The organism is bacterium endosymbiont of Bathymodiolus sp. 5 South, assembly GCF_900128535.1.
GTDB lineage: Bacteria > Pseudomonadota > Gammaproteobacteria > PS1 > Pseudothioglobaceae > Thiodubiliella.
In genome coordinates, this window is sequence record NZ_FQTR01000011.1 from 1 (window position 1) to 17492 (window position 17492).

The 17492-nt window shown below is 36.5% G+C and carries 26 protein-coding genes and 1 pseudogene; 24 read left to right on the forward strand and 3 right to left on the reverse strand.

From position 1 onward, the window contains the following. The first annotated feature begins 272 nt into the window (after nt 1–272). From BBROOKSOX_RS02215 to BBROOKSOX_RS02235, 5 genes and pseudogenes are all read left to right on the forward strand, one after another. Nucleotides 273–452 carry a hypothetical protein gene (locus BBROOKSOX_RS02215; protein WP_038338872.1) on the forward strand — a complete coding sequence of 60 codons (180 nt, stop codon included), beginning with the start codon at nt 273–275 and terminating at the stop codon, nt 450–452. Next, a pseudogene (gene mraZ / locus BBROOKSOX_RS02220) lies at nt 453–851 on the forward strand (division/cell wall cluster transcriptional repressor MraZ); the annotation flags it as partial. A gap of 74 nt (nt 852–925) precedes the next feature. After that, entirely contained in the window at nt 926–1840 is a 915-nt protein-coding gene (gene rsmH / locus BBROOKSOX_RS02225) for a 16S rRNA (cytosine(1402)-N(4))-methyltransferase RsmH (protein WP_373896606.1), read from the forward strand. Continuing rightward, on the forward strand, nt 1830–2105 hold the full coding sequence (locus BBROOKSOX_RS02230; protein WP_139659563.1) for a cell division protein FtsL: 276 nt from the start codon (nt 1830–1832) through the stop codon (nt 2103–2105). Before rsmH ends, BBROOKSOX_RS02230 begins: the two co-directional genes overlap by 11 nt. Next, nucleotides 2102–3982 carry a peptidoglycan D,D-transpeptidase FtsI family protein gene (locus BBROOKSOX_RS02235; RefSeq protein WP_139659564.1) on the forward strand — a complete coding sequence of 627 codons (1881 nt, stop codon included), beginning with the start codon at nt 2102–2104 and terminating at the stop codon, nt 3980–3982. The genes BBROOKSOX_RS02230 and BBROOKSOX_RS02235 overlap by 4 nt, the downstream gene beginning before the upstream one ends. Before the next feature lie 192 nt (nt 3983–4174). On the opposite strand, the gene dnaG is transcribed toward BBROOKSOX_RS02235, so the two are convergent. Beyond that, nucleotides 4175–6016 (reverse strand): DNA primase, encoded by a 1842-nt coding sequence (gene dnaG / locus BBROOKSOX_RS02240; protein ID WP_139659565.1) that lies wholly within the window; start codon nt 6014–6016, stop codon nt 4175–4177. A gap of 19 nt (nt 6017–6035) precedes the next feature. Here dnaG and BBROOKSOX_RS02245 point away from each other — a divergent pair, with 19 nt between their 5' ends. From BBROOKSOX_RS02245 to prfB, 4 genes are all read left to right on the forward strand, one after another. Further along, a complete protein-coding gene (locus BBROOKSOX_RS02245) occupies nt 6036–6932 on the forward strand; it encodes an LpxL/LpxP family acyltransferase (RefSeq protein WP_139659566.1) in 897 nt (298 codons plus the stop codon). Nucleotides 6933–7011: 79 nt separating this feature from the next. After that, a complete protein-coding gene (locus tag BBROOKSOX_RS02250) occupies nt 7012–7242 on the forward strand; it encodes a YdcH family protein (protein WP_010645971.1) in 231 nt (76 codons plus the stop codon). Nucleotides 7243–7291: 49 nt separating this feature from the next. After that, nucleotides 7292–7552 (forward strand): 30S ribosomal protein S15, encoded by a 261-nt coding sequence (gene rpsO, locus BBROOKSOX_RS02255; RefSeq protein WP_010645972.1) that lies wholly within the window; start codon nt 7292–7294, stop codon nt 7550–7552. A gap of 73 nt (nt 7553–7625) precedes the next feature. After that, nucleotides 7626–8720, forward strand: coding sequence for a peptide chain release factor 2 (prfB, locus tag BBROOKSOX_RS02260; protein WP_139659567.1), 1095 nt, complete (start codon nt 7626–7628; stop codon nt 8718–8720). Here the strand turns inward: prfB and BBROOKSOX_RS02265 are convergent. After that, nucleotides 8715–9038 (reverse strand): winged helix-turn-helix transcriptional regulator, encoded by a 324-nt coding sequence (locus BBROOKSOX_RS02265; protein WP_139659568.1) that lies wholly within the window; start codon nt 9036–9038, stop codon nt 8715–8717. The genes prfB and BBROOKSOX_RS02265 overlap by 6 nt on opposite strands. Nucleotides 9039–9150: 112 nt before the next feature. Here BBROOKSOX_RS02265 and BBROOKSOX_RS02270 point away from each other — a divergent pair, with 112 nt between their 5' ends. The 11 genes from BBROOKSOX_RS02270 (at nt 9151) to gorA (ending at nt 15742) form a co-directional block, all read left to right on the forward strand. After that, nucleotides 9151–10164, forward strand: coding sequence for a YbhB/YbcL family Raf kinase inhibitor-like protein (locus BBROOKSOX_RS02270; protein ID WP_139659569.1), 1014 nt, complete (start codon nt 9151–9153; stop codon nt 10162–10164). Between the two features lie 11 nt (nt 10165–10175). Beyond that, nucleotides 10176–10829, forward strand: a complete 654-nt coding sequence (locus BBROOKSOX_RS02275) for a nitroreductase family protein (protein WP_139659570.1) — start codon at nt 10176–10178, stop codon at nt 10827–10829. A gap of 5 nt (nt 10830–10834) precedes the next feature. After that, nucleotides 10835–11227: a hypothetical protein gene (locus tag BBROOKSOX_RS02280; RefSeq protein ID WP_139659571.1), complete on the forward strand. Its 393-nt coding sequence runs from the start codon at nt 10835–10837 to the stop codon at nt 11225–11227. An 8-nt stretch (nt 11228–11235) separates the two neighbouring features. Next, nucleotides 11236–11784: an NAD(P)H-dependent oxidoreductase gene (locus BBROOKSOX_RS02285; protein WP_139659572.1), complete on the forward strand. Its 549-nt coding sequence runs from the start codon at nt 11236–11238 to the stop codon at nt 11782–11784. A gap of 90 nt (nt 11785–11874) precedes the next feature. Continuing rightward, the gene (locus BBROOKSOX_RS02290; protein WP_139699665.1) at nt 11875–12084 is read left to right on the forward strand and encodes a hypothetical protein; all 210 of its coding nucleotides are present in this window, start codon (nt 11875–11877) and stop codon (nt 12082–12084) included. After that, nucleotides 12071–12208 (forward strand): hypothetical protein, encoded by a 138-nt coding sequence (locus BBROOKSOX_RS02295; protein WP_180323816.1) that lies wholly within the window; start codon nt 12071–12073, stop codon nt 12206–12208. Before BBROOKSOX_RS02290 ends, BBROOKSOX_RS02295 begins: the two co-directional genes overlap by 14 nt. A 10-nt stretch (nt 12209–12218) precedes the next feature. Beyond that, nucleotides 12219–12503 (forward strand): ferritin family protein, encoded by a 285-nt coding sequence (locus tag BBROOKSOX_RS02300; RefSeq protein WP_139659574.1) that lies wholly within the window; start codon nt 12219–12221, stop codon nt 12501–12503. Nucleotides 12504–12541: 38 nt separating this feature from the next. After that, nucleotides 12542–12667 carry a hypothetical protein gene (locus tag BBROOKSOX_RS12030; RefSeq protein ID WP_257607733.1) on the forward strand — a complete coding sequence of 42 codons (126 nt, stop codon included), beginning with the start codon at nt 12542–12544 and terminating at the stop codon, nt 12665–12667. Next, a complete protein-coding gene (locus tag BBROOKSOX_RS02305; protein WP_139659575.1) occupies nt 12668–13567 on the forward strand; it encodes a HipA domain-containing protein in 900 nt (299 codons plus the stop codon). Continuing rightward, entirely contained in the window at nt 13552–14280 is a 729-nt protein-coding gene (locus BBROOKSOX_RS02310) for an HIRAN domain-containing protein (protein WP_139659576.1), read from the forward strand. The genes BBROOKSOX_RS02305 and BBROOKSOX_RS02310 overlap by 16 nt, the downstream gene beginning before the upstream one ends. A gap of 130 nt (nt 14281–14410) precedes the next feature. Then, nucleotides 14411–15742, forward strand: a complete 1332-nt coding sequence (gene gorA, locus BBROOKSOX_RS02315) for a glutathione-disulfide reductase (protein WP_139659577.1) — start codon at nt 14411–14413, stop codon at nt 15740–15742. A 13-nt stretch (nt 15743–15755) separates the two neighbouring features. Here the strand turns inward: gorA and BBROOKSOX_RS02320 are convergent, their stop codons facing one another. Beyond that, nucleotides 15756–16229: a thermonuclease family protein gene (locus BBROOKSOX_RS02320; RefSeq protein WP_139659578.1), complete on the reverse strand. Its 474-nt coding sequence runs from the start codon at nt 16227–16229 to the stop codon at nt 15756–15758. A gap of 41 nt (nt 16230–16270) precedes the next feature. Here BBROOKSOX_RS02320 and hisI point away from each other — a divergent pair, with 41 nt between their 5' ends. Genes hisI through tatB form a run of 4 tightly spaced genes read left to right on the forward strand, consistent with a single transcriptional unit; the run spans nt 16271 to nt 17485 of the window. Continuing rightward, nucleotides 16271–16651: a phosphoribosyl-AMP cyclohydrolase gene (gene hisI / locus BBROOKSOX_RS02325; RefSeq protein WP_139659579.1), complete on the forward strand. Its 381-nt coding sequence runs from the start codon at nt 16271–16273 to the stop codon at nt 16649–16651. A 5-nt stretch (nt 16652–16656) separates the two neighbouring features. After that, complete coding sequence (locus tag BBROOKSOX_RS02330) at nt 16657–16977, forward strand: phosphoribosyl-ATP diphosphatase (protein WP_038338882.1); 321 nt, start codon at nt 16657–16659, stop codon at nt 16975–16977. A gap of 13 nt (nt 16978–16990) precedes the next feature. Further along, nucleotides 16991–17197 (forward strand): twin-arginine translocase TatA/TatE family subunit, encoded by a 207-nt coding sequence (tatA, locus tag BBROOKSOX_RS02335; protein ID WP_180323817.1) that lies wholly within the window; start codon nt 16991–16993, stop codon nt 17195–17197. Between the two features lie 9 nt (nt 17198–17206). Further along, nucleotides 17207–17485: a Sec-independent protein translocase protein TatB gene (tatB, locus tag BBROOKSOX_RS02340; protein WP_010645987.1), complete on the forward strand. Its 279-nt coding sequence runs from the start codon at nt 17207–17209 to the stop codon at nt 17483–17485. Nucleotides 17486–17492 lie beyond the last annotated feature (7 nt).

Sequence of the window (17492 nt, forward strand, 5' to 3'; positions counted from 1 at the left end):
GGCCTTTGCATAAATAGGGATGATTAGCAAAATCCAATTTTTGCCCAATGGGTGATTTCTTTAAACCTTGTCCTAGCAGGGCTAAGGCTGGGTTTAAAAAATCGCCAAGTGGGTGAAAAGTGGGTTTATGATGATTGTTCCTATTTATGCAAAGACCTCCAAATAATGCTTAACGCAGTTAATGTTCAAAAATACCCATAATTAAAGTGTTAAAAAGTGGTACAAAGTGGTATAAAATGTATTTAACTTACTAAAATAGTGGTGACAAAAAAATGCACACAAGAAAATTTATTATTGCTGGACTTTTATCAACGACTTCACTCAGCGTATTGGCACTAATAGGTGCGCAACAAGCGCAAATCAACAACTTCAAACCTTTTGTCGTTATTGTCACTGTTGCCCTTATTTTAGGTGCAATGGCTTACTATCAAAAACACCTACAACATCACTAAATGTTTCGTGGGGTGCACAATTTAACTATTGACGCCAAGGGAAGACTAAAAATTCCAACACGCCATCAGACGCAAATCAATGAAATTTGTGAGGGCAAAATGGTACTTAGCATTCACCCAGATGACCCTTGTTTGCTACTCTATCCTTTAAAAGATTGGCAGCTACTTGAGCAAAAAATTAGCACCCTGCCTTCGCTCAATATTCACACAAAACGCCTCAAGCGCAAACTCATTGGTCATGCAACAGATTGCGAATTGGACACCACATCGCGTGTGCTAATTTCTACCACACTCAGGAAATATGCCAATATTGATAAAAAAATTATCATGAGTGGGCAAGGGAATAATTTCGAGCTTTGGGATGAACATACTTGGCACGAACAACTTGCCAATCTTGATGCGTTAAGCGAGAAAGAAAGCGTTCCAAGTAGCATTTCCGAATTGGCGTTATGAGTTCTCATTATCATCAATCAGTGATGTTTGATGAATCTATTAAAGGCTTAAAACTAAAAACTAACGGCATCTATGTTGACGCCACTTTTGGTCGTGGCGGACATGCACTTGGTATTTTAGACAAATTAGGTGACCAAGCAAAGCTGATTGCCTTTGACCAAGATATTACCGCCATTGAATATGCTAATCAACAGTTTAACGATTCACGCCTAAGACTTATTCACAGTCCTTTTGTCAATATGCATCAGATTCTTTCTGAAGAAGGATTACTGGGGAAAATTGATGGTATTTTCATGGACCTTGGTGTTTCATCGCCACAATTGGATAATGCCGAGCGCGGTTTTAGTTTTAATGCTGAGGGTCCACTAGATATGCGTATGAACCAAAGCAGTGGCATTAGTGTAGCACAGTGGCTGGTAAGTGCTGATGAGGTTGAAATTGCCAATGTGATTTACGAATTTGGCGAAGAAAGAAAAAGCCGACACATTGCCAGTACGATTAAAAGATTTCAGCAGCAGCAACCCATTGAGACCACATTACAATTAGCAAATATTGTTGCCAGCGTGGTCAAAACAAAAAAAAACAAACACCCTGCCACACGCACTTTTCAAGCAATGCGTATTTTTATCAATCAGGAACTGACACAACTGTCTGAGACACTTAAACACACAATTCATTTATTAGCACCAGAAGCTCGCCTATGCGTCATTAGTTTTCACTCAATTGAAGACCGTATTGTCAAGCAATTTATCCAACAACACTCAAAACAAAAACAATTACCTAAGGGCTTGCCGATTATGGATAGTGGTGTAGAACAAACACTGTTAAAAGATTTAGGCAAAAGTTTTGCCAGTAAAGAAGAGCTGGACAATAATAAGCGCTCAAGAAGTGCAATATTAAGAATCGCACAGCGCACCACTAAGGATGTTGAATAAGCCACTGAATACAACCCTTGTTAATGCAGCACTTAGTATTATTATTGTAATATTATCTTTTTACACAATTTTGTGGCACAATCAAAATTACTTGCTATACAAAAAAGCACAAAGAGTACAAAAAGCAAATCAAAAAATTACAGCATTACACAAACAATTACTGAGCGAGTATTCGTCACAAATCAGTGGTAAATCTATTAAAGAAAAAGCGATAAAAACATTACAAATGAAGCGAACTGAAAGAATCAGGGTGCTTGTATTATGAAACGACTTAAGAAGGGATTGTTTCAAAAATCACAAAATTATTCACGCCGTCAATTGGTCATTCAAATTATTTTTGCCAGTCTTGTTGTTGTTTTCTTTTTTCGAATTATCAATATTTATCAAATAGACGCTGGTGGTATCAGCATTCAAAAAAAAGCCAGTAAACAAGCAGAACTTACTTCTAGTGTACAGGCGCGTCGGGGTGATATTCTAGACAGGCATGGTGATGTGCTTGCCAGTAATTTAATTTTGAAAAAAATAAACCTAGATTCAACACAAATTCAAACGGCTTTTATTCCAAAACTTGCACAAGCTTTAATGATGCCAGAAAAAAAATTAAGAAAAATAATTAAAAAGAAACTCAGCAAACATGCGGGCAGAAAAAATCTAATTATTAAACAAAACCTTAGACTCACCAACCCAATCCTTGAAAAGATAAAAGCGCTAAAGAAAATCAGGTTAAAAATCTGCAAAATAAAACGCAAAAAAAAACAAATAAATTTTCTTGATACGGTGTTAATATTCACCAAGTTAAAAGCAGATAAGCCAACTGATAGTAGAGTTGAAGCATGCAAAAGAGAACAAATAAAAGGCGTTCGACTGCAAACAGACACGCGCAGATATTATCCAAAATCCGCAGCATTAGCGCCCCTTATTGGTCGTATCAATCATAACAAAAAAGGCATTTCTGGCATTGAAGGAGAATTTGAATCAATACTTGCTGGGCAAAATAGCCTGACACATTTGGGTTTTAATTCAGATTCTCAAGGCGCTTATTTCAACCCGATAGTGCATAAAGCACTTAAGCATGGTCAAGATATACAATTAACGATTGATACCAATGTGCAATTCCACGCCTATGCGGCTATTAAAAAAGCCGTCGAAAAACACGAAGCCAATTCTGGATCAGCTATTATTTTAAAACCCAATGGTGAAATTTTAGCCATGGTTAATTACCCTGCTGACGACCCGAACAACAAAGCACTTTACAATCCAAAACATTATCGCAATCGCGTACTTTCAGATAAGCTTGACCCAGGTTCAACCGTCAAGCCATTTACCATGCTCTTAGCACTTGAAAAGAAAAAAATTACCGCTAAAGATGATGAGTTAATTGATGTAACTAAACGCATCGGACACCTTAAACCCGATAAAAAATATAAATATATGACCGTTAAAAAGATTTTGCAAAAATCACACAACTTAGGCACGGTCAATGTAGCAGAAAGGTTGACAAAAGAAGATTTGTATGACACTTGGAGCAAGTTGGGTTTTGGTCGTCCACTTGGACTTATTCCTAGCATTGAAAACTCTGGGTTACTGAGATATTATAGTGATTGGTCAAAAGCGGATAAACGCTCTTTATCCTTTGGTTACGGCCCCATGCAAACCAATTTGGCACAACTCGCCAGAGCCTACTTAGTCTTTGCAAATGATGGTGCCATACCATCGTTAAAACTGATCAATGGTATTGCTACAAATAAACAAAAAACACAAGTGTTTAGCAAGCAAACAACACATAGGATTGCCGAACTGTTAGATGCGGTTGTATCCCTAAAAGGCTCTGGATATCGTGCACGAATCAAAGGTTACAGCGTAGCAGGAAAGACTGGCACCGCAGAAATGGTCATCAATGGTCGTTACAATAAGAATGGCGCAAAACGGACTTTTTTCACTGGATTTGTGCCCGTTAAAAAGCCAAAATATATCATGGCAGTTAGATTAGACTATCCAAAAAAATGTTATGCTTATTATAAGCCTTATAGTAAGATTAGTTGTAAAGGTTCAAACTCTGCAGCTATCGTATTTAAAGAAGCAATGGAGAATATCTTAAATAGCGACCAATCTGTTAAATTGTTGGCGAAAAAACAATCTTAGTCTATTTAGGACCTTTGCATAAATAGGAACAATCATCAGAAACCCACTTTTCACCCACTTGGTGATTTTTTAAACCCAGCCTTAGCCCTGCTAGGACAAGGTTTAAAGAAATCACCAATTGGGCAAAAATTGGATTTTGCTAATCATCCCTATTTATGCAAAGGTCTCATTTAAGGGTGCCTCTGGCAGTTTTTAAGATTTATTTTTTTGAATGCTTTCCATTACTTTTCGTTGCTCTTGTTCAGTATTTGCACTTGCTATTTTTCCTTTTACCTTGGTAACAGATTGGCGTTTTTCAATTTTCGTTAATGCAGATAAAAACTCATCTTTAGCTTGAGTTTCACTCAAATATGGGTCCAGCTCACTCAGCTCTTGTAAGCGCTGTTGGATGCCTGGCTTGGATTTAAAAAGACCAATCAACTGTTCTTTAGTAATCTCATCTTCTATCTCTGCTTCGCGCACTAACTTTAACAAAACTTCTGATCTTTCAATCTTTCGTATCCTTTCTTCAGCAATACCATTTTCATCGGCTAACAATGGGTAATTAAGCAGCAAACTGATCATTCTCCCCATTAATACTTTAATAGCATTATTTTCTCGTGGTGTCGCGCTTGACTCATAACGACACTCATCATCATTATTTACAAAAGATGGCATTGCATCCTCATATTCCCTATTAGGTGGCACTTGTACTTGCGTTTGTATTTGTTGTGCCTGAATTTTTTGTATTTGCACTTTTTCTACTTGCTTAATAAAAACACCTTTAACCCGTTCAATGCTTTGCCCTACCACTTGTGAAGTGCCTTCAAGTAACTGCTCTTGATAAGCATCATAAGTTACTAGCGCAATTAATGCCGAGACTTTTTCTAAGAATAGGGTTTTTCCTTCAATGGTATTAAAGTCCACTTGTGTCTTCACATGGTCAAACAAAAACTTTGACAACATCTTTGCTTTATTAATGCGTTGCTCAAAGGCTTTAGCAGATTCTTTTTTAACCAAAGTATCTGGGTCTTCACCATCAGGCAGGAATAAAAACTTAACCAACAATCCAGATTTAACCACGGGCAAGGTAATCTTCAACGCCTTCCACGCAGCTGCACGACCTGCATCGTCGCCATCAAAACAAAAGACAATCGTATTGGTGGTTCGCGCTAATGTTTTCAAATGCTCAGTGGTGGTTGCGGTGCCCAATGTTGCTACTACTTTAGTAACGCCGGATTGGTGTAGCGCCACCACATCCATATACCCTTCAACCACCAAAATATAATCCATCTGATGCGAGTATTTGCGTGCATGATACAACCCGTAAAGTTCTCTAGACTTAGCAAAAATTGGACTTTCTTGCGAGTTAAGATATTTGGCTTTAGCCGTATTATCAAACACCCTACCGCCAAAAGCAATAACACTACCCTTACTATTATGAATAGGAAACATTAAACGATCACGGAAAAAATCATAATCGCCATATTCGCCTGTTTTAACCAAACCCAAAGCCTTTAAATCAGTGATTGATTGCTGGGTTTTCTCAAAATTAAGTAGCAAGTCATTGTTACTAGGTGTGGCAAAACCCAACTCAAAACGCTTAGCAATCTCATCACTAATACCTCGATTTTTTGCATAAGCGACTGCCTTATCTTTGGCGGGTGAAAATTTAAATTGTTGTGTATAAAAATCACTAACTTTTTTCGATAAGTCACGATATCGTTCAAACTTAGGGTCAACTGGCTTGCTGCTTTTGTCGTATTCAATAGCGAGCCCAAATTCATTGGCAATGGTTTCAACTGCTTCAACAAAATCTAAATTGTCATACTTTTGCACAAAACTAATCGCACCACCGCTCTCACCGCACTTAAAACAGTGATAAAATTGCTTTTGAGCGCTAACAGAAAAATTAGAATTTTTACCGCCGTGGAAAGGACAAGCCCCGCGATAGCCATCTCCTGTTTTTTTAAGCACAACGCGTTTAGCAATCAAATCAACAATATCAATTTGATTGGGCAGGTCATTAATAAAATTTTGACTAATATAAGGCATACTTAAGAATTGTATTTTAATGACAAAACAAAATTTTTATCATCCTAAATTTATCCCAACTTGGATTCTCATTCTACTAATGAAGCTGGGTGCTAAATTGCCATTTACTGTGCAAGTCGTTATCGGCACTGTTTTTGGTAAGTTGCTTTATTTGATACTGTCTCGCTTTAAAAAAATTGCCTTTATCAATATTAGCAAATGTTTTCCTGATAAAAACAAATCACAAGTTAAACAGCTGGTTAAACAGCATTTTATATCGTTGGGTATTGCTTTTTTTGAATCAGCAAACTGTTTTTATATGAAAGATGCCACCCTCAAAAAACGCTATCAGATCAAAAATACACAAATATTACAAAACGCCTTAGACCAGAAAAAAAATGTAATTTTACTGGTCGGACACTTCACCACTATGATGCTTGGTGGCAGAATGCTACTACAAAATTTTAAATTTGCCGATGTCTATCGCCCACAAAACAATGCACTATTTGACGCAGAGATGACCAAACAATTTATTAAGCACGGTTCAACTATGGTTAAGGCCAAAGATTCAAAAACACTGATCACAACGCTTAAATCTGGCTTACCAATTTGGTATGCACCTGACCAAGACCTTGGGGCAAAACATTCTACTTTCGCACCATTTTTTGGTGTACAAACGGCAACCATTAATGCCACTGCAAAACTGGCAAAAATTGATAATACTGTCGTCATTCCATTATCTTTCTCACGCAATAAATCAGGTTATGAATTAGAATTCTACCGCGCGCTTAGCGATTACCCATCATCAGATGCCTTGCAAAATGCCACCACCAATAATCAAATATTACAGATGCAAATTCTCAAAGCACCTGAGCAGTATCTATGGATTCATCGTCGTTTTAAAACCCGCCCAGAAGGTGAGGCTTTTTTTTACTAAAATTACATCGTTCACTCTCGGGTTAATAGCAAAACAAGTGTATAATTTTATCCCTTAAACTTAATTAGGATAAAGCATCATGGAACATCACCCACTCATTAAAGAATTTCCCGAACTCAGAGAGAAAATTCACGAACTAAAAGTTAATAACAATCACTTTAGAAAATTAGCTTTTGAATACGAAGGTATTGACAAAGCAATTGTTCGTGGCGAACAAGGTATTGAAAATCTAGGTGATGTTTATCTTGAAAACTTGAAAAAAGAGCGTTTGTTACTCAAAGATTTACTCTACAAAATGTTGCAAGATTAGAAAATACGCGTATAATTCCTCCTTTTATATTTTCTAGAGCATAACACTTATGTCAATTGATACACAAGCAATCATTAAACAGTACCAGTCTGGCGAAGGCGACACTGGTTCAACCAATGTACAAGTTGCGCTCTTAACTGCGCGCATCCAACACTTAACTGGTCATTTTAAAACGCATAAAAAAGACCACCACTCAAGAAGGGGTTTGTTGCGCTTAGTTTCTCAGCGTAAGAAGCTATTGACTTATCTTAGAAGTAACGATGTAAGCGCTTATTCAAGTTTAATTTCTCGTTTAGGTCTTAGAAAGTAATTTCGTGTCTTAAATAAAAAAGCCCCTTGTTTGGGGCTTTTTTTATATCTGTTAGTGCGTAAAATACTTAACTATGGAACTCTCACCCACTTACCAAAAAATTGATGAACTAACTCAGCGTTCGTCTGCTTTATCCGCACACCTAAATTTGGAAGAAAAACAAGGGCGCTTAGAAGAAGTGTTATTGGAAATGGAAAATCCAAATATTTGGTCTAACCCAGAAACCGCACAAGCTTTGGGCAAGGAAAAATCAACCCTAGAATCTATATGTCAGACTTTTGATAACGCAAATTCGATTTTAGAAGATGCCAAAGAACTACTAGATATGGCACAATCTGAAAGTGATGAAGAGACTGCAAGCAGTGTGATTGCTGATTTGGAGGCAATTGAAATTTCTATTGCGCGGTTAGAGTTCCAAAGAATGTTCAATGGCAAACTGGATATGAACCACGCTTACTTAGATATTCAATCTGGCTCAGGTGGCACTGAAGCACAAGATTGGGCAGAAATGGTGTTGCGAATGTATCTGCGTTGGGGCGAAAAACACAACTTCAAAGTCAAACTGATGGAAGCCTCAGCAGGCGAAGTGGCAGGCATTAAATCTGCCACTATTCATTTTGAAGGTGAGTATGCCTTTGGCTGGCTCAGAAGCGAAATTGGCATTCATCGTTTGGTGCGCAAATCGCCTTTTAATGCTAATGGGAAACGCCATACCTCTTTTTGTTCAGTGTTCGTCTCCCCTGAGATTGACGACAATATCGATATTGAAATCAAGAAGAGTGAGATTCGTATTGACACCTACCGAGCTAGTGGCGCAGGCGGACAACATGTAAATAAAACCGACTCTGCTGTGCGCATCACCCACTTACCGACTAGCACTGTGGTACAGTGTCAAGATGGGCGTAGTCAACATGCCAATAAAGACCAGGCGATGAAACAACTCAAATCCAAACTGTATGAATTAGAAATGCAAAAACGCAACAGTGAAAACCAAGAAACTGAAGACGGAAAATCAGACATTGGCTGGGGTCATCAAATTCGTTCTTATGTATTGGATCAATCTCGCATTAAGGACTTACGCACAGGGGTTGAATCATCCAACACTCAAGATGTCTTGGATGGCAACTTAGATAAATTTATTGAGGCAAGTTTAAAAGCTGGATTATAATTTTTGTTGTTGGTAATTTTTACCCCATTTTTCTAACGATAAAATCGTATTTTTAAGTGATTCTCCCTGTTCTGTAAGGCTATATTCGACTTTAGGTGGTACAACTCTATACACTTCCCGATGGATTAATCTATCATTTTCAAGTTCTCTGAGTTGTTTGGTAAGCATTCTTTGAGTGATATTTGGCATAAATTTCTTCAATTCGCCAAATCTTTTTTTACCATTAATCAGGTGATACAAAATAATCCCCTTCCACTTACCACCGATTAAACCAAGGGTTAATTCTACAGGGCAATTCATTCCTCTTTCATTTTTCATTTTTACTCCTTTAGTATAATAAAATATACTATATGCCAATTATGTGCCTACTTGACAAAAGTATATTGTTATTCTATCATTCTTTTTCAACTTAATCATAGGAATAAATGAAATGAAAAAAATAGTCAACTTTATTAATATTGCTTTATTGTTTGCCCTTGCAAATGCAGTTTACGCTTATCAGTACGATCAACTGCCAGAAGTCAAACAAGTAAATATCGATCAAAGCATTACAACCAAACAAGTAGATAAAATGATATTAGCAGCTAAACGATATGCAGCTTTTTGGAATACTGGCGAAGAAAAATTCGCAAAACAAGCGCTGGCAGATTCTTTTATAGATCTTAACCTCCCTAAAGGTAGAAAACAAGGCAAACAAGGTCCATTAGATGCTTCAAAATGGTTTCGCAGTGTTGTTCCTGATCTAACTGCAAGTATTGAAGAGATGTTTGTTGTAGAGGATAAAGTAATTTTACGACTGAGATTTAAGGGTCATTTTACGGGTAAATTCCACAATAAAATTGGTCAGGGGCAAGCAATCAACTTTAGTGCTGTAGATATGTATACCATCAAAAATGGCAAAATAAAAAGCAATTGGCATCTTGAAGATATGCAAACTTTGATGCAACAATTCGCCCAATCTTCAAGTCCTGAAAATTTTAAACTTTATAGTAAAAACATTCAGGCAGGTGCAACCATAACTGCCAATCAATATTGGAATAACTTTGGTTGTAGTGGTAAAAATCAAAGACCAGACTTATCTTGGAGTGGCACACCTAAAGACACCAAAAGTTTAGCAATTACTTTTTATGATAAAGATGCACCAACAGGTAGCGGATTTTGGCATTGGACAGCTTACAATATTCCAAAGAATACAAAAAACCTCAATCCAAACACTTTGCCACAAGGAGCAGTTGATGCAAATACGGACATGGGAAAACCAGGTTATTTTGGACCTTGCCCACCTGTAGGCAGAGTGCATAATTATGTATTTACCCTGCATGCTCTAAATACAGAGAAATTAAACCCACCAACAGATGCAACCTCAGCCTTGGTTAGATTTTTTATCAATCAACACACTATTGCCAAAACAACATTATCAATTGTTGCTGGACCGAGAAAATAAAGGATAAAACCATGACTCATCAAATTATCAAAGATTTAAATTGGCGACATTCAACCAAAAAATACAATGCTAACAAGAAAGTATCCAAAGAAGATTTAACAATCATTTACGAGGCAATGCGTTTATCTGCCTCATCTATTAACTCACAGCCTTGGCGGTTTGTAGTGATAAAAAGTAAAACAGCAAGAATGCGTATGAGCCAAACATTTGCCCATAAATTCGAATTTAACGAGCCCCATGTTGGTGAAAGTTCAGCAATTATTTTATTCGCTCACAACCCCGAGTATAAGCGAGAAAATTATGCAGAAGTGGTTGATAAAGGCATTGAGGATGGTAGAACCAAACCCGAAAACAGAGAAGAAGCCTTTGGCAGTTTTTTCTTTGCTGAGCTCAATACCGATGAAAACGGCAACACCAGCCCTTGGACAAAGGCACAACTGTATTTAGCACTGGGCAACACGCTACACACTTTGGCTCGTTTGAAAATTGATTCAACGCCAATTGAAGGGCTGGATATTGATTTAGTTAATCAAGAATTTAAAAAAGAATTGGGTGGTTACCAATGCGAAGTGGCGCTAGCAATCGGTTATCAACATACCCAAGACTACAACGCCAAACTAACAAAAAGTCGTCGTAGTTTGGAAAGCATCCTATTTGAGATATAAAAAAGGTGAATCTAAAATTTAACCACATTGCCCTAAGATGTAAAAATATTGATGTTATTGCCACTTTTTTTATAGCAGTTATTGGCTTAAAAGAAGGGTTTAGACCGCCTTTTTCTTTTGATGGTTATTGGCTGTATTTGCCAAAAAACAAGCAAAATGCAATTATTCATGTTTTTGGCGAAGAGGCAAATTTTAATGGCTTTGTATCAAAAACTAATAATAATGGCTTATTTGATCACATTGCTTTTTCTAGAGATGATTATTCAAATTTTATCCAACATATAACCAACTTCAAAATTTCTTTTTATGAAAATTTTGTACCTGATTCAAATACGCAACAAGTGTTTTTAAAAGGTCCAGAAAATTTAACAATTGAAATTGATTTTACTAACCCATAGGAGGGGAAATGAACATACTATTAGTAACAGCAGGCTATTCAATTTTTGATGCCAAAGGGCAACTGAATGGATTTTTAAGTTATTTAACTGATAAAACTTTGAGCGAAAAAGGTCATAAAGTAAAAATTTCAGATGTGACTAAAGAAACGCTAAACATGGATAGAGAATTGAACAAGCTTTTATGGGCAGATATCATTATTTATATCATGCCCGTTATGTGGTTTAATATGCCCGCCCCATTGGTCAAATGGCTTGGTGAAGTTTTAATGTATGAGAAAACCTTTGTTATTACTGATGAGTATGGCGAAGGCGGTCAAGTTCCAGCTGATAAATTTATGATTGTTACCACCTCCAATATGAAGAGTAACGACCTAGGCAAAGGCTTTGTCCTAAAGAATGCGTCTCATATTGATGATTTGTTACAACCATTGATAATGACCAACCATTATTTAAGCATTCGTAACCAAATCCCAACTTTTCATGCAGATAATGTCATTGCAGGTGAAACCCATTGGATTAAAAAAGACTATGTTAAACACCTTAATAAACATTTTTAGCGTTTGACTGTAAAAATAAACTTAATGCTAAAATGTTTGCTTGATTGAGGTTATTTTTACGATAAATAATACCAATATGACGAGATAATTTTGCCTAACAAAATTGAAAAAATGTTTATTGAACCAGAAGTTGAAGGCGACCCATTTGAAGTTTCTGATATTGACACTATGCTCAACTACATTAATGCTGATACTGTTGCGCCAAAATCAGCCACGATGTTTAGTCGTAAAGGTTGTGCGCATTGTCAAAGAGCCCTAGGCTTATTAAACAAACAAGGGGGTTTATGTGGAAGTTATTGAATTAGGAACGGGTATTACTTCTCGTTCACTCAGAGCAGTCAGCAACAAAAGTAGCACGCCACAGATTTTCATTGGTGGAGGTTATATTGGTGGCACCGATGAATTAGAACAACATTTTAAATAAGGAGTTAACCATGGTAAATGAGGGCTATCACGAAGCAGAAGAAAATTTAACACAGACAACCAAAGATATGCACAAAGCAATTGTGTCTTTGATGGAGGAATTAGAGACAATTGATTGGTATAATCAGCGCATTGATGCGTGTCAAGATGATGAATTATCCGCTATTTTGGCGCATAATCGTGATGAAGAAAAAGAACATGCGGCAATGGTGTTAGAATGGATTAAACGCAAAGGTAAGGCTTTTGACAAAGAGCTCAAAGACTATCTTTTTACTGGCAAACCGATTGCACATTAAATTCTAAGGGGTAATTAAGCCTCTTTTACGAGGAATAAATGAATAAACAATACGATATGATCGCCATTGGTACAGGTTCTGGTGGGCTCTCAGCGGTTGAGCGCGCCAGCGAATATGGTAAAAAATTCTTAGTCATTGAGGCAAACTTAAAAGCAGGGTTATAAATGAATCAAGAATCCCCTGAAAAAAATCAAGATATTGAAGATCAAGATAAAAAGAATCGGGGCACCGAACATCAAGGCACTAAAGAAAAATTTTGGTTTGGTAAAAATCAAGACAAATTATTCAAAATAGGAAAACATGAAGGAGAAAACTGGGCGGAAATAGTAGCCTGTCACTTGGCGACTTTATTAGATATTCCTTGTGCTAAATATACACCGGGATCCATACAAGAAAATTCTAAGACAACATATGGCGTTATTAGTCAAAGTTTCGTCAATAAAAAAGAGGGAGAGAGACTGATAAATGCCAATGAATTTTTGACAAAACTAATTAAAAACTACGATCCAGATAAAGCATACAAACAAAGAAATTACACATTTTCTCAGTCAATAGCATTAATCAAATTATTAACGCCTAATTTAAAAGAAAGCCCAATTAAACAATTTATTGGCTATCTTGTTTTTGATGTTTGGATTGGAAATCAAGATAGGCATCACGAAAATTGGGGGTTTGTTGCATCAAGTACTGGGCTTTATTTAGCGCCTAGTTTTGATCACGCTTCAAGTATGGGTTGTAGGGTTGGAGACATTGAAAAACAAGAGCGTTTGAATACAAAAGACACTGGCTATAGTGTTGAGGCGTTTTCAAGTAAAGCAAAAACAGCGATGTATAATGACGGTAAAATACTAAAAACTTATGAATTGTCAAAACTTTGTTATAAACATTACCCTAACGAATATTGTTTTTGGACTCAAAAAATTAACCAAATATCAAAACAAGATATAATCAAATGCTTTGAATCACTACCCGAAAACTGGATGAGCGATATAGACAAAAAATTTACAACAAAACTTTTACAAACAAATCAAAAACAACTAAACAAATTATGTGTCAAGAATTAATTTTATCGTGGCAAGATACTAAAACCGACCAATGGTTTCCAATTGGTCGGTTTTCAAAACACAACGACGCTTACACTTTTATTTATACCAAAGGTGCAAAGCAAGCAAAAAAACACGGATTTATTGAACTAGCCTCTATGTCCGATTTTAATGCAGAATATCGCTATAGTGATATTTTTCCCCTACTTAAAAACAGAATTCTAAATAAGTCTAGACCAGATAGACAAGAATTTTTAAAGTGGCTAAATATTGATTCCAGTAACACAGATTTTGAAGAATTAGCCAAAACTGGAGGGGTCAAGGCTACAGATAACTTATGCCTATTTCCTATGCCTATTAAAAAAAATAATCAATATAATTTAGAATTTTTCACCCAAGGCATAGGTCATTTAACCAAAAGTAGTCAAAAAAGAATTGAAGCATTAGAAGTGGGTGAGAAATTATTTTTTTGTGCTGATTTAGAAAATTCACAGGATAAAAATGCATCTATGTTTAGAACTAAAGACCCTGTGGAAATTGCAGGATATTGTCCTAAATATTTTGCCAAAGATTTTAAAAAATTATTTAATTTATCAAAAGAATCTTTTAGCATTAAAGTCAAACAAGTTAACAAGAATGCACCTGAACAACTAAGACTATTATGTGAAATTACTTGCGATTGGCACCAAGATTTTTCTCCATTCGCCGAAGATAAATTTACATCAATTAATTAGAGATTTCTGTATAAATATTCGTCAAAACAAAGGACTTAAAGGCTATTTTTTTACTGACAAATTGATTGCACACTAAACCTAAGTTAGAAGTTGAGGTGTAAGCCACTTTTTTTATTTATTGGAGAAAAAAATGACAAAACATTACGATATGATTGCGATTGGTGCGGGCTCTGGTGGGCTCTCAGCGGTTGAGCGTGCCAGCGAATATGGTAAAAAATGCTTAGTCATTGAGGCAAAAACCATTGGTGGCACTTGTGTGAATGTGGGTTGTGTGCCGAAAAAAGTAATGTGGTTTGCTGCCAATGCTGCCACACAAATTAACAATGCACAAGGTTTTGGTTTTGATATTGAGGTGAAAAATTTCTCATGGAAAAAACTCAAACAAGGTCGCGATAACTATATCAAAGGTATTACCGACTGGTATGACGGCTATTTAGAGAAATTAGGTATTGATTATATTCATGGCTTTGGGCAATTAGTTAATAAAAACACAGTGTCTGTCAATGGTGAAGAATACACCGCTGAGCATATCGTGCTTTCTCCAGGTGGCAAGCCATCTGTGCCGAATATTGAAGGTGCCGAATACGGTATTACTTCAGATGGTTTTTTTGAATTAACCGCATTGCCCAAAAAAGTAGCGGTTATTGGTGGTGGTTATATTGGTGTTGAATTGGCTGGTGTATTGAATGCACTCGGCAGCGAAGTTGAAATTTTCGGCAGAGCTGGCACCTTATTGCGTGGTTTTGACTCCATGATTCAAGAAGCCTTGGATAAAGACTATACTGCGCACGGTATTACCCTTCATCACGGCACTACAATTGATAAGGTTTCGAGCGATAAAACAATATTTACCAATCACGGTGAATTTGGTGGTTTTGACCAAATCATTTGGGCAGTTGGTAGAGATCCAATGACGCAACACCTTGGTTTAGAAAATGCTGGCGTTGAGTCTAACCAACGCGGTTTTATTCCAACAGATAAATTTCAAGTGACCAATGTGGATAATATTTTTGCACTCGGTGATGCCACTGGCAGAGCACCACTCACACCTGTGGCCATTGCAGCGGGTAGAAGGTTATCTGATAGGCTGTATAACAATATGACCGATAGGCATTTGGATTATCATAATATTGCCACTGTGGTTTTTTCACACCCACCAATTGGCACTATCGGTCTTACGGAAATTGAGGCCAATAAAAAATTTGATAAAATCAAAATTTATAAATCAGAATTCACCCCAATGGCAGATGCCCTACTTGAGCATAAAACCACCACCGCACTTAAATTAGTGTGTGTGGGTGATGATGAAAAAGTCATCGGCTGTCATATTATGGGACACGGTGCTGATGAAATGTTGCAAGGTTTTGCGGTAGCAATTAAGATGGGGGCGACTAAAAAGCAGTTTGACGACACAGTCGCTATACACCCAACCAGTGCTGAGGAATTAGTAACCTTAAGATAACATCTATCTGTATTTATTTATTTATTTTTCGATACCTATAGGGCTTGATAGGTGGCTTGTAAAAACCCCAAAATCCTACTTTTTTAGACTTGGCTAATTCTTCTTCTTTGCGGTAGGTATTTTTGTAAGAATACGCCATACCCGACTCAACCATTAACTTGCCAATATTAATATCTCCTTTATAGACACGCACCAAAACACGATGATAATGGTCAATTGCGATAGGGGTAATTAATAATCTTCCAGGTATTTCCCTTAAAAGTTTTTGCAAATACCTTTTGGATAATTGACCACAGTCAATAGTTTGGTGTTGTGTTTTCTCGCAGGTTTGTGTAATTTCTGGTGTGTCAATACCTGTAAGGCGCATTTGCAAACTGACACTATCACCATCAACAATATATAGCGTTTTTTCACTATCTAAAATAAAGTTGCCAACATCAGAAACAGCACTGCCCATCAATAAGAAGCATAAAATAAATAATTTCATTCAAAACTAGCGGTAAAATTAATCATTTTATAAGATTTTTAATGAAAGCATTAACGCAAGTTAGATTTAATGATAAGGGTTTAATTCCAGCAATTGCTCAAGATTTTGAGACGGGAGAAGTCTTAATGTTTGCATGGATGAACCAAGAGTCTTTGTCACTAACGATTGAAAAAAAACAAGCAGTTTACTATTCTCGTTCACGCAAAAAATTGTGGTTTAAAGGTGAAGAATCAGGACATACGCAATTTATTAAAGCTATTTATATAGATTGTGATTGTGATGTGATTTTACTCAAAGTAGAACAAATTGGCGGTATCGCTTGCCACACTGGTAGAAAATCTTGTTTTTTTCAAAAACTGGATAAAGATAAGTGGGTAAATGTTAGTAAAGTATTAAAAGACCCAAAAGCCATTTATGGATAATGTTTATGAGTGATATCTTAAAACAATTAGAAAAAGTATTAGAACAGCGTAAACACTCAGGTGCTGATGAATCTTATGTCGCATCTTTATACAGCAAGGGTTTAGATGCAATCTTAAAAAAGATTGGTGAAGAGTCTGCCGAAGTGATTATGGCAGCTAAAGATGGAGAAAAAGAGAAAATCATCTATGAAGTGGCAGACCTATGGTTTCACACTTTGGTATTATTACGCCACAAAGACATTGAAATCGCTAAAATAGAAGAAGAATTATCAAAACGATTTGGCTTATCGGGTTTAGAAGAAAAAGCCAATAGACATAATAAATAACGAAGGAGACATTATGATGCCAGGACCGTTTGAACTGATTATTATTTTAGTAATCGTGCTACTTCTTTTTGGTGGCAAACGCTTAAAAAACATTGGTGGCGACCTAGGAGGTGCGATCAAAGGTTTTAAAAAATCAATGAAAGAGAGTGAAAGTGACAAAATCGACAATAAAGACACTGTCATTGACGCTAAAGTTATTAAAAAAGAAGAAACCAAATAATACGCTACTATGTTTGATATTGGTTTTTGGGAATTCGCTTTAATTGGTGTTATCACACTAATTGTGGTCGGCCCTGAAAGAATGCCTGCCATTGCCAAAACTGCAGGTCATTATATTGGCAAAGCCAAAAGGTTCGTTGCTAAAGTCCAAGAAGATATTGGCGATGAAATTGAAGCTGATAAGCTCAAAGAGCATCTAAACTTAGAAGATAAGGATGCTAATATTATTGAGATTTTTGATCAAACCAAAGAATCTCTTAATGAAATCAAACGCGATGTTGATCAATAGTCTGACC

Coding starts and splice junctions, on each gene's coding strand:
- BBROOKSOX_RS02250 (WP_010645971.1), top strand. CDS start 7,012: ATGGAACATCACCCACTCATTAAAGAATTTCCCGAACTCAGAGAGAAA.
- hisI (WP_139659579.1), top strand. CDS start 16,271: ATGAAAGCATTAACGCAAGTTAGATTTAATGATAAGGGTTTAATTCCA.
- BBROOKSOX_RS02275 (WP_139659570.1), top strand. CDS start 10,176: ATGACTCATCAAATTATCAAAGATTTAAATTGGCGACATTCAACCAAA.
- tatB (WP_010645987.1), top strand. CDS start 17,207: ATGTTTGATATTGGTTTTTGGGAATTCGCTTTAATTGGTGTTATCACA.
- BBROOKSOX_RS02320 (WP_139659578.1), bottom strand. CDS start 16,229: ATGAAATTATTTATTTTATGCTTCTTATTGATGGGCAGTGCTGTTTCT.
- BBROOKSOX_RS02330 (WP_038338882.1), top strand. CDS start 16,657: ATGAGTGATATCTTAAAACAATTAGAAAAAGTATTAGAACAGCGTAAA.
- rpsO (WP_010645972.1), top strand. CDS start 7,292: ATGTCAATTGATACACAAGCAATCATTAAACAGTACCAGTCTGGCGAA.
- BBROOKSOX_RS02300 (WP_139659574.1), top strand. CDS start 12,219: ATGGTAAATGAGGGCTATCACGAAGCAGAAGAAAATTTAACACAGACA.
- BBROOKSOX_RS02265 (WP_139659568.1), bottom strand. CDS start 9,038: ATGAAAAATGAAAGAGGAATGAATTGCCCTGTAGAATTAACCCTTGGT.
- BBROOKSOX_RS02305 (WP_139659575.1), top strand. CDS start 12,668: ATGAATCAAGAATCCCCTGAAAAAAATCAAGATATTGAAGATCAAGAT.
- BBROOKSOX_RS02215 (WP_038338872.1), top strand. CDS start 273: ATGCACACAAGAAAATTTATTATTGCTGGACTTTTATCAACGACTTCA.
- BBROOKSOX_RS02235 (WP_139659564.1), top strand. CDS start 2,102: ATGAAACGACTTAAGAAGGGATTGTTTCAAAAATCACAAAATTATTCA.
- BBROOKSOX_RS02230 (WP_139659563.1), top strand. CDS start 1,830: ATGTTGAATAAGCCACTGAATACAACCCTTGTTAATGCAGCACTTAGT.
- BBROOKSOX_RS02245 (WP_139659566.1), top strand. CDS start 6,036: ATGACAAAACAAAATTTTTATCATCCTAAATTTATCCCAACTTGGATT.
- BBROOKSOX_RS02310 (WP_139659576.1), top strand. CDS start 13,552: ATGTGTCAAGAATTAATTTTATCGTGGCAAGATACTAAAACCGACCAA.
- BBROOKSOX_RS02270 (WP_139659569.1), top strand. CDS start 9,151: ATGAAAAAAATAGTCAACTTTATTAATATTGCTTTATTGTTTGCCCTT.
- tatA (WP_180323817.1), top strand. CDS start 16,991: ATGATGCCAGGACCGTTTGAACTGATTATTATTTTAGTAATCGTGCTA.
- dnaG (WP_139659565.1), bottom strand. CDS start 6,016: ATGCCTTATATTAGTCAAAATTTTATTAATGACCTGCCCAATCAAATT.
- BBROOKSOX_RS02285 (WP_139659572.1), top strand. CDS start 11,236: ATGAACATACTATTAGTAACAGCAGGCTATTCAATTTTTGATGCCAAA.
- BBROOKSOX_RS12030 (WP_257607733.1), top strand. CDS start 12,542: ATGAATAAACAATACGATATGATCGCCATTGGTACAGGTTCTGGTGGG.
- prfB (WP_139659567.1), top strand. CDS start 7,626: ATGGAACTCTCACCCACTTACCAAAAAATTGATGAACTAACTCAGCGT.
- gorA (WP_139659577.1), top strand. CDS start 14,411: ATGACAAAACATTACGATATGATTGCGATTGGTGCGGGCTCTGGTGGG.